Origin of the sequence: Pseudomonas paraversuta, assembly GCF_904067025.1 — a bacterium.
Classification (GTDB): domain Bacteria; phylum Pseudomonadota; class Gammaproteobacteria; order Pseudomonadales; family Pseudomonadaceae; genus Aquipseudomonas; species Aquipseudomonas paraversuta.
Window position 1 is genome coordinate 3,284,169 of sequence record NZ_CAJFDA010000001.1, and the last position, 15,828, is coordinate 3,299,996.

Consider the following 15,828-nt stretch of genomic DNA (forward strand, 5'->3'; position numbering starts at 1 on the left):
GTTTCCATCACGGTGCTTTGCCACGCCCGAGGGTCGTTGACAAAGCCAGGGTCTTTACTGGCCCCATGGGGCCAGACCTCATTATTCGCCGACGCTGATTTTCAGGCCGGCGGCTATAGCAAAAGGTGTCAGGGTTACTGCCAGGGCGGTCAGGCTTGCAAGCCAAAGCAGATAACCCGTTGCAGGCATGCCTTGCAAGGCCGCCTGCAACGCGCCGCTGCCAAGAATCAGCACCGGGATATATAAAGGCAGAATCAGCAGGGCCAGCAGCAGGCCACCCCGTTTGAGGCCCACGGTCAGCGCCGCGCCAACAGCGCCGAGCAGGCTCAAGACCGGCGTACCCAGCAACAACGACAGCAGCAAGACCGGCAGGCAGGCCACCGGCAACCCCAGCATCAAGGCCAGCAGCGGCGACAGGATGACCAGGGCCAGACCGGAAAACGCCCAGTGTGCCAGCACTTTGGCCAATACCAGTAGAGGCAGGGGGTGCGACGAAAGGACCCACTGCTCCAGTGATCCGTCCTCGAAATCACTGCGGAAAAGCCCGTCCAGCGAGAGCAAAACCGATAACAGGGCAGCTACCCAGAGCAGCCCCGGAGACAAGGTTTGTAACAACTGAGTCTCGGGTCCGACAGCCAACGGGAACATGGCGATCACAATTGCGAAGAACACCAGAGGGTTGGCCAGTTCCGCCGGACGGCGAAACAGCAAACGCGCTTCACGTGCCACCAAGGTTGCGAACACACTCATACAGCCCAATGCCCCAGGTCGATATCGCGGTAACCGGCCGGCATCCGGGTCAGGTTGTGGTGAGTGGTCAGTACCACCATGCCACCGCGTTCGCAGTGACTCGCCAGGTGCTCTTCGAGCTGGGCCACACCCTGTTTATCAAGCGCGGTAAACGGCTCATCGAGAATCCACAACGGCGGGCTGTCCAGATGCAGCCGCGCCAGAGCCACACGCCGCTGCTGACCTGCGGACAAGGTGTGGCACGGTACATCTTCAAAACCCTTGAGCCCCACTGCAGCCAGCGCTGCCCAGATAGCGTCACGGGAGGCCGGGCGATGCAGGGCGCAGAGCCAGGCCAGGTTCTCTTCCGCGGTGAGCAAATCCTTGATACCGGCAGCATGGCCGATCCAGAGCAGATTACCGGCCAATTGCGTTCGCTGACTGCTCAACGGCAGGCCATTGAGCCGGACTTCACCCGCCGTCGGCTGCATCAGGCCCGCCAACAAACGCAACAGGCTGGTCTTGCCGCTGCCGTTGGGCCCGCTGATTTGTAACATGTCGCCGCTGGCGAGTCGCAATTCGAGATTCTCGAACAGCATCCGCCAGTCGCGCTCACAGGCGAGTGCTACGGCTTCTAAAAGAGGGCTGGTCACGTAATTGAGGCCTTCACGGTTCAAGTCGGCTGAGGCGCGGCCGTTAAAATGATGCAGGATAAATGCTTTGGCGACCTGTTTCAGAGAGCTGGGTCAAACAATAGCGATGTTTTCACCCGCTCTGAACGACGGGGCAGCATTATACATGCCATGCCCTACTCTAAATGAGCCAATTTCGACAGGCTGTTACGATGAAAGGCGACATGACAATTCCACCCGTCCTGCCCGCTGCGCCGACCGCCGTACGTCCTGGCATTACGGGCGGTGAAACGCTCAAATTGCTGCAGCCTCTCCCGGGCCTGATCGGCCCCGGCCAAAGTGCACAGGCACAAGTGTTATCACTTAAACAGGGGGATGCGGCCTTCCAGCTGCTGCTCCGATTGACCCTCGATAGCGGGCGCCAGACCAATGTGCAAGTCAGCAGCCTCCAACCCCTGCCCCTGGGCACCCTGCTCGCCGTGAGCCAGCCCGGCCCCGGCAGTCTGGCCATCAGCCTGCAGCAAGCCCTGAGCTTCGGCGTGGCCAGCCTCACCCGGCTTGACCCGCAACAATTGCCGGCGGGCAGCCTGCTGCAGGGCAAAGTGCTGACCACCCAGCTGCTGGCCCAGAGCGCTGGTCAGCCTGCGGTCTATCGCTCAATGGTCACACTGCTCAACAGCGCCCTGAACGGCAGCACCCTGACTGTGGACAGCCCCCAACCCTTGCGCGTGGGCAGCTTGCTGAGTGCACAGGTGCAGGATGCACAGACCCTGAATTTTGTCCCGCTGAGCGGTCGTCAGGATCAACTGGCGGTGGCGCAACAACTGGCCATGCAGCAAGGTCGCCAGGCTTCACTGGAAGGCCTGCTCAGCGCCCTGCAAAAACTCCCGGCCAGCAACAACATGCCCGACGCGTTGCGCGCCTCCATCGACAAGCTGTTGGCAGGCTTGCCTACGCCAGCAGAGTTGAGTAACCCCAAAACATTAGGAGCAGCCCTACTCAATAGCGGCGCTTTTCTGGAGGCCAGACTGCTGAACGGCCAAACCCAGGCCCTGGCTCCAGACATGAAAGCCACATTGCTGCGCCTGATTGCGCAGATCTTGCCGGGCGTACCTGCAAACTCCGCTTTCACCCCCGCCATGGCCGCCAGCAGCCAGGCCCAGGCCATGCCGACCTTTGTCCGCAATGCCCTGGGGATGCTCGGCCAGGTCAGCGCCAAACCCCAGCCTGGCGGCTTTCCGCTGCCCAAGCGTGGACTGCCCGGTGGCGAAGACGAAGACAGCCTGGAACATTTGCTGAAACTCGCAGCGGCGGCCATTTCGCGCCTGCAAAGCCATCAACTGTCCAGCCTGGAGCAAAGCGGACGAACCGCTGATGGCAACCTGCTGACCACCTGGCAACTGGAAATACCGATGCGCAACGCCCACGACGTAGTTGCGCTGCAGATCAAGTTTCAGCGTGAAGATCCGGGTGAGAAACAAGCCCAAGACACGGCCGAAAGCCGTGAAGTCAAAGATCAGCTGTGGCGGGTGGAACTGGCCTTCGACCTGAGCCCGCTGGGCCCCTTGCATGTACAGGCGCAATTGCTTCGCGGCAACCTGTCGGGCCAGCTCTGGGCGCAACGGGCCAGTACCGCAGAACTGATCGCCAGCCAGCTGGGCACGTTACGCCAGCGTCTCAACGATGCCGGGCTGAGCGTGACCGATCTCGATTGCCACCAGGGCATCCCGCCGCAAGGTGGCCACACCCCACTGGAACAACGCTGGGTCGACGAAACCGCATGAGCACAGAGCCCGAAACGCGTCAGGCGATTGCCCTCAAATACGACGGCAAACAAGCGCCCACCCTCACCGCCAAGGGTGACGATGAACTGGCCGAAGCCATTCTCAAACTGGCCCGCGAGTACGAAGTGCCAATTTATGAAAATGCCGAGCTGGTGAAATTACTGGCGCGCATGGAACTGGGGGACAGCATCCCGCAGGAGTTGTACCGCACCCTGGCGGAGATCATTGCCTTTGCCTGGCAGCTTAAAGGCAAATTCCCGGAGGGATTCGATCCCGATGCCGGGCCGGTGGAACGGGATATAACCCCGCCGAAATAAGCCAGATCACAAGGCACCTGTAGGAGCGAGCTTGTCTCGCGAGCTTTTCAACCAAACCCCAAGAGCTCGCGAGCAAGCTCGCTCCTACAGGGGTTGTGCTGTGCTGAAATGCGGCAGACAAGGCAGGTCGCAGACTTCACCGTCCAGGCCGGAAGGCACCCCATGCAGGAGGCTGCAATTGCACCTGTAGGAGCGAGCTTGTAGTGGTCCAGTTTTTTTGGACCATTGCGTAGGAGTATTAAGCCGCCATTTCCTCAAAAGTAACTGGCGGCAGGTTATTCGAGGCGGAGTGACAACGCCGGTGGTTGTAATGGGCAATAAAATCCATCACGTCCCGCTCTGCCTCGAAATGATTCTGGTAGCCGTTTTCCGGTGACCAATCGTGCTTCTGTGATCTGAAGTAGCGCTCAACGACGGCATTATCCCAGCAATTACCGCGTCGGCTCATACTCTGCACAATGTTCTTTTCAGCCAAATATTTTACGAAACGCTCAGCGGTGTACTGGCAGCCCTGGTCCGAGTGGAAAACCAGCTCAGAAGTAGGACGGCGTATGCCCACAGCCAGCTGCAACGCCTTAAGTGAAAGCTCCGTATCCGCCGTTCTCGAAAACGCCCAGCCTACAATCCTGCGCGAGAAAAGATCCATGACAACCGCCAAATACAGCCAGCTCCCACCGACCCTGATGTAAGTAATATCTCCTGCCCAAAAAGTGTTCGGGGCCGCGGGATTAAAGCGACGGGCCAGGATATTAGGTGCGATGTTGGAGGGCTTGGTCATTCGCCGATAGTGGGCGTAACGTGCGCGCCGCCTGACCAGCCCGAGGGTTTTCATCAGGCCACGCATTCGATGACGCCCCACTTTCATCCCCTGTTTCTTCAGCGCTTTGCTAAAACCCCTACTACCCAAAGCACCACGATGCTCTTTATGCAGTTGGCGAATTTTCTTCTCCAACTGACGCTCAACTCCGCGCGGTCGCTTGGGATGACGTTGCGCGTAATAGCTGCTGCGAGGGACACCGAAAAGACAGCACAGGTGTCGTACCGACATCGCGCCTTTGGTGCCCTCGATCATTTTATTCGGCTGAAAAGCACCTTTAGATGAGAGGGCAACTGCTTTTTTAAGACGTCATTCTCTGCCTCCAGCAGCGCTAATCTGGCCTGAAGCGAATCAATCAGATCTTGATCCTGCGGGCGGGTGGTTTGCGAGGCTCCTACATGCTCCTTGTGCCATCGGGAAACCCACCGCCGCAAAGCCGTCGGTCCCACGCCGGTTTGTTCGCACGCCTTTGGCACGGAGTAATTCATTTCCACGACCAAGCGAATGGCCTCGGCTTTTTCTTCGGCAGTTACGACCCGAAATCCCATGATGAATCCTTAAGTTGATACTCCTACATGATGGTCCATAAATATTGAGCCACAACAGCTTGCTCGCGAGCTTTTCAGCCAAACCGCAAAGAGCTCGCGAGACAAGCTCGCTCCTACAGGGGTTGTGCTGTGCAGAAATGCGGCAGATCGCAGACTTCACCGTCCAGGCCGGCAGGCACCCCATGCAGGAAGCTGCTACCGCATCTGTAGGAGCGAGCTTGCTCGCGAGCTTTTCAACCAAGCCGCAAAGAGCTCGCGAGACAAGCTCGCTCCTACAGGTTTGGCGGTTCAGCCTTTATGCATCTTGCTCATCAACTCGGCCTCGGCCTGGGTCAGGCCGCAGGACTGGGTCAGTTCGTCAACGCTGGCACCCATGCCCACCAGACGCGCTGCCTGGTTGAACGACAGGCTGGTGGGGTCGCGCTGTTCCAGCTGGGTCAGCTTCTCGGGCAGCGGCGCTACCACGGCGCGCAGTTCGTGCAGGTCTTCGCCCATCTGCACGCTGCCGTTCTGGTAGGTGTCCAGCCGCCGGGTCAGTTCCTTGAGGCGCCGGTCACGCAGTTCGTCCGCCCCCGCCTGCTGTGCGGCACTCACGCGCTGGCGGCGGATATAGGTCACCAGCACCCACAGTGTCGCCACCCAGAGCAGGCCCAGGACGATTACCGCCGCCTCAAGGATCAATCAGATGTTCTCCAGGTCCGACCACTCTTCTTCGGTCATCATCTTGTCCAGCTCAACCAGAATCAGCAGTTCGCCGTTCTTGTTGCACACACCCTGGATAAATTTTGCCGACTCGTCATTGCCCACATTGGGCGCCGTTTCGATTTCAGACTGACGCAGGTAAACCACTTCCGCCACGCTGTCGACCAGAATCCCCACCACTTGCTTGTCGGCTTCGATGATGACGATCCGCGAGTTGTCAGTAATCTCGGTACCCTGCAAGCCAAAACGCTGACGCGTGTCTATCACGGTCACCACATTGCCGCGCAGGTTAATGATGCCCAGCACGTAAGACGGCGCACCAGGAACCGGGGCGATTTCGGTATAACGCAGTACTTCCTGCACTTGCATGACGTTGATGCCGTAGGTCTCGTTGTCCAGCTTGAAGGTGACCCACTGCAGGATCGGATCTTCGCTGCTCTGTTGTGCCGCTGCCTTGCTCATACCCAAACCCCTGAAGAAATACCGTCGATGCGGTGTGTACTGTCTGACCGCGGCCAAAGGCCCGGTGGTTTATTTGTCGGTTGCCCCGGCGGCGGCACTGGCCATGTGCTTGACCGCGCCACTGCTGATCAACTCTGCCAGCTGCGCCACGTCCAGCAGCGCACACATGTGTTCAATCACAGTGCCCGCCAGCCACGGTCGCTGCCCGCGCCGGGTCCGCCATTTGATCTGTTCGGGGTCCAGGCGCAGTGAGCGGCTGACTTGATGCACGGCCAGCCCCCAGTCATAACCCTGGACCGAAATAACGTATTGCAGGCCCTCGCGAAAATCATCGCGATAGCGGTCGGGCATCACCCAGCGCGCGGTGTCCAGCACATTGAGGTTGCCACTGTGGCTCGGCAGAATGCCCAGGAACCACTCCGGCTGACCGAACAGGGGAGTCAATTCCCGCCCCTGCAGTGAATAAATCGAGCCCAGGCACACCAGCGGCACCGCCAGCGTCAGCCCGGCCACGTCAAACAGCAGACATTCGAAAGGCTCGTCGGCCCAGGCCGGGCGGCCGTCGGTCTGCGCCGGCAATGGAGCCGCCGCGGCGCGCGGCCGGTGCACCTGCACCAGAGGGTGGGCGAACGCTTCGGTGGCCACCCCCACGTCTGCCAGCTCCAGCGGCATGGCAACCGCCGGTTCTTCAGCCTGCACCTGCCCGTCAAGGGCAACTGCGGACAGCTCGTCCGGCTGTGGTTCAACCTGCTGCAACCCTTCTGTCGCATCGAACAGCAAGTCGTCGAGATAGGACTGCAAAGCCAATTGCGGGCCGTGGGAAAGCGCTGTCGCCTGTTTCATAAAGTGCCCCACTCAACTGCCTCGCGACTGAGGCCTTGAGACGTTATCGGCCGCACCCGGCGGCTACTTGAATGCACGCGCACCTCAGACCGCCTGCGGCGCGAGCTGGCGGGTCAATACATGCTTGAGCAAGGCGCGATAGGCGATCACCCCACGGCTTTTTTCATCGAACTGCGAGGGCGTCTGCCCTGCCCGGCTGGCATCACGCAAACGCGTGTCTACCGGGACAAAGCCCTGCCACAGGGTGTCGGGGTACACATCGCGCAAAACCCGCAAGGTGCTCATCGAGGCCTGGGTACGGCGGTCGAACAAGGTCGGCACGATGCAGAACGGCAGTTCCTGCTGGCGCGAGCGGTTGATCATGCGCAGGGTGTGAACCATGCGTTCCAGGCCCTTGAGGGCCAGATGCTCGGTTTGCACCGGGATGATCAACTGCTGGCTGGCCGCCAATGCATTGACCATCAGCACCCCCAGGATCGGCGGGCTGTCGATGATGGCGTAGTCATAATCCTGCCACAGCTGCGCCAGACTGCGGGCGATGACCAGACCCAGGCCGCTCTGCCCCGGCGCCTGACGCTCCAGGGTTGCCAGCGCAGTGGTGGCTGGCAACAAGGCAATGTTCGGATGGCTGGTGGACAGCAGTAATTGCGCAGCCAGGCCTTGCGGCACCTGGCCCTGGTGCAAAAACAAGTCGTAAACGCTGTGCTCGAGGGCGTCCGGGTCGTAACCGAAATAGCTGGTCATGGAACCGTGCGGGTCGAGGTCGACCACCACCACGCGCTTGCCCGCCTCAGCCAGCAAACCGGCCAGAGCGATGGATGTGGTGGTCTTACCGACTCCACCTTTTTGATTGGCTACTGCCCAGACTCTCATTTTGTTGTTCCTCCCGGCTGCGGACGTGCCGGCCGAGAATTGACATGCACTTATAGGAGCGGTGACGGGGAATTGACGGCATTCCCACGAACCGGCGGCTTTGTTGGAGGCGGTGCAGTTTGTGTGCCAGCCCGCTTCAGGGCGGCATCCGGTGTTGCGTGAGCGGTGCCCACGCCGGTCAGGCTGCGCCTTACTTCCAGATTGCGCGACACCACCAGTACCACCCGGCGATTGAGGGCGCGCCCCTCAGGCGTGGCGTTATTGGCCACCGGTTGAAACTCGCCGTAGCCCACCGACGCCATGCGCCCGGGGTTGACCCCCTGCATCGCCAGCATGCGCACGATGCTGGCCGAGCGTGCCGACGACAGCTCCCAGTTGGTCGGGTACTGCGCGGTACGTATCGGCAAATCGTCGGTAAAGCCCTCGACGTGAATCGGGTTGTCGAAGGGTTTGAGGATCGCCGCCACCTTGTCGATGATACTGAACGCCATATTGCTGGGCATGGCGTCGCCGCTGCCGAACAACAGGCTGGAATTGAGTTCGATTTCGACCCATAACTCGTTACCGCGCACCGTCAACTGTCTGGACGCGATCAAGTCACCGAAGGCGGTGGTGATGTCATCGGCAATGGTTTTAAGCGGATCATCAGGAGACTGCCCCAGACCGGCGTCGGTGTATTCGCTGTCTTTGATCAACGGCTCTGCCGGGGTAGTCGTCAGCGGGCGCTCATCGCCGACGGGGATTGGCTTGACGCTGCGCTCGCTGTCATTGAAAACCCCGACCAGGGCCTGGGAAATCACCTTGTACTTGCCTTCGTTGATCGACGAAATCGAGTACATGACCACAAAAAAGGCAAACAGCAGCGTAATGAAATCCGCGTAGGACACCAGCCAGCGTTCATGATTGACGTGCTCATCGGCGGAGCGGCGACGGCGACTCATAGTTAACCCACAAAGCCCTGGAGCTTGAGTTCGATGGAGCGCGGGTTTTCGCCTTCGGCAATCGACAGGATGCCTTCGAGCATCATCTCGCGGTACAGCGACTGGCGCAGGGCAATCGCCTTGAGTTTGCTGGCAATGGGCAACAGCAACAGGTTGGCACTGGCCACCCCGTAAATGGTCGCCACAAACGCCACGGCAATGCCGCTGCCCAGTTGCGCCGGGTCGGCCAGATTGCCCATCACGTGGATCAGGCCCATCACTGCACCGATGATGCCGATGGTCGGCGCATAGCCGCCCATGCTTTCAAAGACTTTGGCGGCCTCGATATCGCGACTTTCCCGGGTCATGTAATCGACCTCCAGCACACTGCGGATGGCTTCGGGCTCAGCGCCGTCCACCAGCAATTGCAGGCCTTTGCGCGAATAGCTGTCGGGCTCGGCATCGGCCACGCTTTCAAGGCCCAGCAGGCCCTCCTTGCGCGCGGTAAGGCTCCAGTTGACGACCTGGTCGATGCCGGCAGCCATATCGATGCGCGGCGGAAAGATAATCCAGACCAGGGTTTGCATCGCCCGCTTGAACGCACTCACGGGCGACTGCAGCAACGCCGCGCCCACTGTACCGCCCACCACAATCAAGGCCGCCGGGCCATTGACCAGGGCGCCCAGATGGCCCCCTTCCAGGTAGTTGCCGCCGATAATCGCGACAAAGGCCATGATGATGCCGATCAGACTGAGCACATCCATCAGTGACAGGCCTCCACCAGGTACCGGCCGACATCATCGAGGCTGTACACCGCATCCGCCAGGTTGGCTTTGACGATGGCCATGGGCATGCCGTAAATCACACAGCTGGCCTCGTCCTGGGCCCACACCGTACTGCCGCTCTGCTTGAGCAAACGTGCACCTTCACGGCCATCCGCGCCCATGCCGGTCAATACCACCGCCAAAACTTTGTCGCCGTAGGACTTGGCAGCTGAACCGAAGGTGATATCCACGCACGGTTTGTAGTTCAGACGTTCATCGCCTGGCAGGATTCTTACCGCGCCACGCCCGTCAATCATCATCTGCTTGCCGCCCGGAGCCAGCAACGCCAGGCCGGGGCGCAAGATATCGCCGTCTTCGGCTTCCTTGACGCTGATCCGGCACAGCTTGTCCAGACGCTCGGCAAAGGCTTTGGTAAAAGCCGCTGGCATATGCTGGACCAGTACGATCGGCGCCGGGAAATTACCCGGCAACTGGGTCAGGACCCGTTGCAAGGCCACCGGGCCGCCAGTTGAGGTGCCGATGGCCACCAGTTTGTAGGCTTTGCGCTTTGGCCCGGGGGACGTCGCTGGCGCGGCCGTACGACTGGCAATCGGCGTGGTGCGTGCCGGAGCCGGGATGGCTGCAGGCGGCGCAAAACCGCCCGCTGCCGGCCGGCTGACAACAGGCGCCGGTATGCCGGGGGCTGGTGCGCTGTAGCCGGACAAGCGACGGTTGCTGCGAGAGATGCTGTGCACCTTTTCGCACAGCAATTGTTTGACCTTGTCCGGATTACGCGAGATGTCTTCAAAGTTTTTCGGCAGGAAATCCACCGCCCCGGCGTCCAGCGCATCCAGGGTGACCCGGGCGCCTTCGTGGGTCAGCGAAGAGAACATCAGTACCGGAGTCGGACAGCGCTGCATGATATGGCGCACCGCCGTAATGCCATCCATCAACGGCATCTCGTAGTCCATGGTGATCACATCGGGCTTGAGCGCCAGCGTCTGATCAATCGCCTCCTTGCCGTTGGTGGCGGTACCGATCACTTGAATTGTTGGATCAGCCGACAGAATTTCCGAGACGCGGCGGCGGAAAAAACCGGAATCATCCACCACCAGGACCTTGACTACCATAAACACTCCGTTAGGCGGTATGAGGTGCAACCGCCGGTGCCACCAGAATCAAATACGCCGCGAAGCGTAGTGCTTGAGCATGCTCGGAACATCCAGGATCAGGGCAATACGGCCGTCACCGGTGATGGTGGCGCCCGACATGCCTGGCGTGCCCTGGAGCATTTTGCCCAACGGCTTGATCACCACTTCTTCCTGGCCCACCAGTTGATCGACCACAAAGCCGATGCGCTGGGTGCCCACCGAAAGAATCACCACATGCCCTTCGCGCTGCTCTTCATGGGCCGCCGAGGCCACCAGCCAGCGCTTGAGGTAGAACAATGGCAACGCCTTGTCCCGCACGATCACCACTTCCTGGCCGTCGACCACATTGGTGCGCGACAGGTCGAGGTGGAAAATTTCGTTGACGTTGACCAGCGGGAACGCAAACGCCTGATTGCCCAGCATCACCATCAGGGTCGGCATGATGGCCAGGGTCAGCGGCACCTTGATCACGATTTTCGAACCGCGACCCAGGGTCGACTCAATGCTCAGCGAGCCATTGAGCTGGGCGATCTTGGTTTTCACCACATCCATGCCCACGCCACGCCCGGACACATCGGAAATCTCGGTTTTGGTGGAGAAGCCCGGGGCAAAAATCAGGTTGTAGCAATCGTTTTCGCTCAGGCGATCGGCTGCATCCTTGTCCATCAGCCCTTTTTTCACTGCAATGGCGCGCAGCACATTGGCGTCCATGCCTTTGCCGTCATCGGAGATCGACAGCAGGATATGGTCGCCTTCCTGCTCGGCCGACAGAATTACCCTGCCGCAGCGCGGTTTACCGGCTGCTTCGCGCTCTTCGGGGGTTTCACACCCGTGGTCAACCGCGTTGCGCACCAAGTGCACCAGCGGATCGGCCAGTGCCTCGACCAGATTCTTGTCGAGGTCGGTTTCTTCGCCCACCAGCTCCAGGCTGATTTCTTTTTTCAACTGGCGCGCCAGATCGCGCACCAGACGCGGAAAACGGCCGAAGACTTTTTTGATCGGCTGCATCCGGGTCTTCATGACCGCGGTCTGCAGGTCGGCGGTCACCACGTCGAGGTTGGACAATGCCTTGGCCATCGCTTCGTCGTGGCTGTTGAGGCCCAGGCGCACCAGACGGTTACGCACCAGCACCAACTCGCCGACCATGTTCATGATGTCGTCCAGCCGCGCAGTATCAACCCGCACCGTGGTCTCGGCTTCAGAAGCCTGGGGCTTGTCGGCGCTGGCAGCCGGGGCCCGGGGGGCCACTGCACGGGCGGCCTCGGGCGCACTGGCTACCGGAGCTGGAGCCGGGGCCGCAACAACGGCTGCAACCGCAGGGCTCTGGACAGAAAACTGGCCCTTGCCGTGCAGCTCATCAAGCAGTGCTTCAAATTCGTGATCGCTGATGTGATCCGGGCTGACAGGCTCGCCAGCCTGGTCTGCCGGCACAACCGGGGCTGTGCCCAGCGCATCGGTATTGAATGAACCTTTGCCATGCAACTGATCAAGCAAGGCTTCGAATTCGTCGTCGGTGATTTCATTGCTCACCGCCTCTGTCATCACAGGTGCCGACTCTGGCGCCACGCTGGAGGCCGTGTCGGGGCGAAACTGCCCCTTGCCGTGCAACTGGTCGAGCAGCGACTCGAATTCGGCATCGCTGATTTCATCACTGCCTGCAGGCGCTGCAACTGCCTGCACGGGCTCGGCAGCAGCAGCCTTGACTGCATTCAGGGAGTCCAGCAGCAGTTCAAATTCGTCATCGGTGATATCGCTGCTGTCGCCGGCCACAGGTTCGGCGACCGCCACCGCAGCGGCGACTGTCGGCACCGAAGCTGGCTCGGCCAGACGTGCCAGCGCCGCCAGCAGCTGCGGGGTTGCCGGCGTAACCGGGCGGCGCTCGCGCACCTGGGTAAACATGGCGTTGACCGCGTCCAGGGCCTCAAGAACCACGTCCATCAATTCCGAGTCGACGCCACGCTCACCCTTGCGCAGGATGTCGAAAACGTTCTCGGCGATGTGGCAGCACTCCACCAGCTCGTGGAGCTGGAGGAAGCCGGCGCCCCCTTTTACAGTGTGAAAACCGCGAAAAATTGCATTGAGCAAGTCCGCATCATCCGGTCGGCTTTCAAGCTCGACCAGCTGTTCGGACAGCAGCTCTAGAATCTCGCCGGCTTCAACCAGGAAATCCTGAAGGATTTCTTCATCGGCGCCGAAGCTCATGTACGTGCTCCTTGAAGTAGGACCTTTCGACGCCGGGACGGGTAACCCTTACCGCGCGCCTACTCAGTACCTAGAAACCTAAACTGGAAAGCAAATCGTCTACATCATCCTGGCCGGACACGACATCATCACGTTTATCGGCATGAATCTGCGGACCTTCACCCTTAGTCAGGTTTTTTTGCGAATTATTTTCTGCGAGCAGTGCCGCACGGTCGTGTTCGATCCCGGCAAAGCGATCGACCTGACTGGCCATCAGCACCAGCTTGAGCAAATTGCTTTCCACATCGGTCACCAACTGGGTGACACGCTTGATCACCTGACCGGTGAGGTCCTGGTAATCCTGGGCGAGCAATATGTCAGTGAGGTTGGCGGACACCACATGGTTGTCGGCTTCGCTGCGCGTCAAAAAACTGTCAACCCGCCGCGCCAGTTCGCGAAACTCCTCGGCGCCTACTTCGCGCCGCATAAAGCGGCCCCAGTCTGCGCTCAGGGCTTTAGCCTCGCTGCCCAGGCCATTGACCAGCGGCGTGCTGTTTTCTACCAGATCCATGGTTCGATTCGCCGCAGCTTCCGTGAGCTTCACAACATAAGCCAAACGCTCGGCTGCATCGGTGATCTGCGACACTTCTTCAGCGCGCGGCATGTTCGGATCGATGTGAAAGTTGACAATCGAGCTGTGCAACTCACGGGTCAGCTTGCCGACTTCCTGGTACAGGCCGCGATCGCGAGTCTGGTTCAGTTCATGAATCAGTTGCACGGCGTCGCCAAACTTGCCTTTCTCAAGGCTGTCGACCAATTCGCGGGCATGTTTTTTCAGGGTCGACTCAAACTCGCCCTGTGTCGCTTCTTGATGCTCCATAGCGCCCCCCGGGAAACCGTTCAACCGATGCGATCAAAGATTTTTTCGATCTTGTCTTTGAGTGCAAGGGCCGTGAACGGCTTGACCACATAGCCGTTGACCCCGGCCTGGGCCGCCTCGATGATTTGTTCGCGCTTGGCTTCAGCGGTCACCATCAGCACGGGCAGGTGCTTGAGTTTTTCGTCGGCACGCACATGGCGCAACAACTCGATACCGGTCATGCCCGGCATGTTCCAGTCCGTCACCAGAAAGTCGATGTGCCCCTGGTTGAGGATCGGCAACGCCGTGGTGCCGTCGTCCGCCTCCACCGTGTTGGTGAACCCGAGGTCACGCAACAGATTTTTAATGATCCGTCGCATCGTTGAGAAATCATCAACGATGAGGATCTTCATGTTCTTGTCCAATTCGACCTCCAAGCAGTCTTAAACGCGTTCAGTCTCTGGACGCGCCATTCAATCAATTCGATTTCGCACACGCCATAAATCAACTGTGGGAGCGGGCCTGACGCGATGCAGGCAACGCCGGTTAACTGATCCACCGCGTCGCGCCCATCGCGGGCAAGCCCGCTCCCACAATGAATCAGCGATTGCCCGCTGTTTTCAGTTCGCCCGCCACTGCCCCAGGCGTGCCCGCAGTCGGGCGGCGCACTGGCTGTGCAGCTGGCTGACACGGGATTCGCTGACCCCCAGCACCTCGCCGATTTCCTTGAGGTTCAGTTCTTCGTCGTAATACAGCGCCAGGACCAGTCGCTCACGCTCCGGCAACAGGCTGATCGCGTCGGCCAGTGCTGTCTGGAAGCGTTCATCTTCCAGGTCCCGCGAGGGTTCCGGGTGAGCACTGGCACCATCCTCATGCAACCCTTCGTGCTCGCCGTCCTGCAACAGGTCGTCGAAACTGAACAGGCGGCTGCCCAGGGTGTCATTCAAAATGGCGTAATAATCATCAAGGCTTAACTGGAGTTCGGCCGCAACCTCGTGATCTTTAGCGTCACAACCGGTTTTTGCTTCAATTACCCGAATTGCGTCACTGACCATGCGGGTATTGCGGTGCACCGAGCGCGGTGCCCAGTCGCCCTTGCGCACTTCATCGAGCATCGCACCACGAATGCGGATACCGGCGTAGGTCTCGAAACTCGCGCCCTTGGTCGCGTCGTATTTGGTCGACACTTCGAGCAGGCCGATCATCCCGGCCTGGATCAGGTCGTCCACCTGCACGCTGGCGGGCAAACGCGCCAACAGGTGATAGGCGATACGCTTGACCAACGGTGCGTAGCGTTCGATCAGCTCATACTGGCTGTCACGCGACGCTTTGCTGTACATGCGATAGCCGCTGGCGGTCATCAGGGGCGCCCTCCGCCTGCCTGTTGCACCAGGCGCTCGACAAAGAACTCCAGATGCCCCCGGGGATTGGCCGGCAGCGGCCAGGTGTCAACTTTCTGGGCGATGGCCTTGAACGCCAGGGAGCACTTGGAACGCGGAAATGCCTCGTACACGGCGCGCTGTTTTTGCACCGCCTTGCGCACACTCTCGTCGTAGGGCACGGCGCCCACGTATTGCAGGGCGACATCCAGAAAACGGTCGGTAACCTTGGTCAGTTTGGCGAACAGATTGCGCCCTTCCTGCGGGCTCTGGGCCATGTTGGCCAGCACCCGGAACCGGTTCATCCCGAAATCGCGGTTCAGCAGCTTGATCAGCGCGTAGGCATCGGTGATCGAAGTCGGTTCGTCACACACCACCAGCAGGACTTCCTGGGCGGCGCGCACAAAACTCACCACTGAGTCGCCGATCCCGGCTGCGGTATCGATCACCAGCACGTCGAGGTTATCGCCCAGGTCACTGAAGGCCTGGATCAGACCGGCATGCTGGGCCGGGCTCAGGTTGACCATGCTCTGGGTGCCCGACGCCGCCGGTACGATCCTGATCCCGCCAGGGCCCTGGAGCAGTACGTCGCGCAGCTCGCAACGACCCTCGACCACATCGGCCAGGGTGTACTTGGGGGTCAGCCCGAGCAGCACATCGACGTTTGCCAGGCCCAGGTCGGCATCCATCAACATGACGCGTCTGCCCATTTCGGCAAGCGCGATAGACAAGTTGACTGACACGTTAGTTTTACCGACGCCACCCTTGCCGCCGGTCACTGCGATCACCTGTACGGGATGCATGCTGCCCATGATCATTTTTTACCTTGTCTTTCTTAGACGCGGCTACAAAGGTTGGCTGCACGTG

At 60.1% G+C, this 15,828-nt stretch carries 18 protein-coding genes; 2 read left to right on the top strand and 16 right to left on the bottom strand.

Going from position 1 to position 15,828, the window contains the following annotated elements:
- Positions 1-81: 81 nt before the first annotated feature.
- Complete coding sequence (ccmB, locus tag JQ848_RS14840; protein ID WP_003441898.1) at positions 82-750, bottom strand: heme exporter protein CcmB; 669 nt, start codon at positions 748-750, stop codon at positions 82-84.
- A complete protein-coding gene (ccmA, locus tag JQ848_RS14845) occupies positions 747-1,382 on the bottom strand; it encodes a cytochrome c biogenesis heme-transporting ATPase CcmA (protein ID WP_003441897.1) in 636 nt (211 codons plus the stop codon). Before ccmA ends, ccmB begins: the two co-directional genes overlap by 4 nt.
- Positions 1,383-1,573: 191 nt before the next feature.
- Here ccmA and fliK point away from each other — a divergent pair, with 191 nt between their 5' ends.
- A complete protein-coding gene (fliK, locus tag JQ848_RS14850; RefSeq protein ID WP_202210898.1) occupies positions 1,574-3,145 on the top strand; it encodes a flagellar hook-length control protein FliK in 1,572 nt (523 codons plus the stop codon).
- Complete coding sequence (locus JQ848_RS14855) at positions 3,142-3,462, top strand: EscU/YscU/HrcU family type III secretion system export apparatus switch protein (RefSeq protein ID WP_003441895.1); 321 nt, start codon at positions 3,142-3,144, stop codon at positions 3,460-3,462. Before fliK ends, JQ848_RS14855 begins: the two co-directional genes overlap by 4 nt.
- 238 nt (positions 3,463-3,700) lie before the next feature.
- Here JQ848_RS14855 and JQ848_RS14860 read toward each other — a convergent pair whose 3' ends face one another.
- The 14 genes from JQ848_RS14860 to fleN all read right to left on the bottom strand — a co-directional run bounded on the left by JQ848_RS14860 (position 3,701) and on the right by fleN (position 15,773).
- A complete protein-coding gene (locus JQ848_RS14860) occupies positions 3,701-4,534 on the bottom strand; it encodes an IS3 family transposase (RefSeq protein WP_202210380.1) in 834 nt (277 codons plus the stop codon).
- Positions 4,531-4,827, bottom strand: coding sequence for a transposase (locus JQ848_RS14865; RefSeq protein WP_010656393.1), 297 nt, complete (start codon positions 4,825-4,827; stop codon positions 4,531-4,533). The genes JQ848_RS14860 and JQ848_RS14865 overlap by 4 nt, the downstream gene beginning before the upstream one ends.
- A 288-nt stretch (positions 4,828-5,115) precedes the next feature.
- Complete coding sequence (locus tag JQ848_RS14870; protein ID WP_003441894.1) at positions 5,116-5,508, bottom strand: DUF2802 domain-containing protein; 393 nt, start codon at positions 5,506-5,508, stop codon at positions 5,116-5,118.
- Entirely contained in the window at positions 5,509-5,991 is a 483-nt protein-coding gene (locus JQ848_RS14875; protein WP_010656429.1) for a chemotaxis protein CheW, read from the bottom strand. It abuts the gene before it with no gap.
- Between the two features lie 69 nt (positions 5,992-6,060).
- Positions 6,061-6,834, bottom strand: a complete 774-nt coding sequence (locus JQ848_RS14880) for a CheW domain-containing protein (RefSeq protein ID WP_010656430.1) — start codon at positions 6,832-6,834, stop codon at positions 6,061-6,063.
- Positions 6,835-6,918: 84 nt separating this feature from the next.
- Entirely contained in the window at positions 6,919-7,707 is a 789-nt protein-coding gene (locus JQ848_RS14885) for a ParA family protein (protein ID WP_003441891.1), read from the bottom strand.
- 50 nt (positions 7,708-7,757) lie between these two features.
- Positions 7,758-8,648, bottom strand: a complete 891-nt coding sequence (gene motD / locus JQ848_RS14890) for a flagellar motor protein MotD (protein ID WP_202210899.1) — start codon at positions 8,646-8,648, stop codon at positions 7,758-7,760.
- Between the two features lie 2 nt (positions 8,649-8,650).
- Entirely contained in the window at positions 8,651-9,391 is a 741-nt protein-coding gene (locus JQ848_RS14895; RefSeq protein ID WP_010656431.1) for a flagellar motor protein, read from the bottom strand.
- On the bottom strand, positions 9,391-10,521 hold the full coding sequence (locus JQ848_RS14900; protein WP_010656432.1) for a protein-glutamate methylesterase/protein-glutamine glutaminase: 1,131 nt from the start codon (positions 10,519-10,521) through the stop codon (positions 9,391-9,393). Before JQ848_RS14900 ends, JQ848_RS14895 begins: the two co-directional genes overlap by 1 nt.
- 48 nt (positions 10,522-10,569) lie before the next feature.
- Positions 10,570-12,744, bottom strand: coding sequence for a chemotaxis protein CheA (locus JQ848_RS14905; protein ID WP_202210900.1), 2,175 nt, complete (start codon positions 12,742-12,744; stop codon positions 10,570-10,572).
- Between the two features lie 70 nt (positions 12,745-12,814).
- A complete protein-coding gene (locus JQ848_RS14910; RefSeq protein WP_003441885.1) occupies positions 12,815-13,603 on the bottom strand; it encodes a protein phosphatase CheZ in 789 nt (262 codons plus the stop codon).
- Positions 13,604-13,623: 20 nt separating this feature from the next.
- Complete coding sequence (locus JQ848_RS14915; RefSeq protein ID WP_165439717.1) at positions 13,624-13,995, bottom strand: chemotaxis response regulator CheY; 372 nt, start codon at positions 13,993-13,995, stop codon at positions 13,624-13,626.
- A gap of 207 nt (positions 13,996-14,202) precedes the next feature.
- Entirely contained in the window at positions 14,203-14,946 is a 744-nt protein-coding gene (gene fliA / locus JQ848_RS14920; RefSeq protein WP_232286857.1) for an RNA polymerase sigma factor FliA, read from the bottom strand.
- Positions 14,943-15,773, bottom strand: a complete 831-nt coding sequence (fleN, locus tag JQ848_RS14925) for a flagellar synthesis regulator FleN (RefSeq protein ID WP_003441882.1) — start codon at positions 15,771-15,773, stop codon at positions 14,943-14,945. The genes fliA and fleN overlap by 4 nt, the downstream gene beginning before the upstream one ends.
- Between the last annotated feature and the right edge of the window lie 55 nt (positions 15,774-15,828).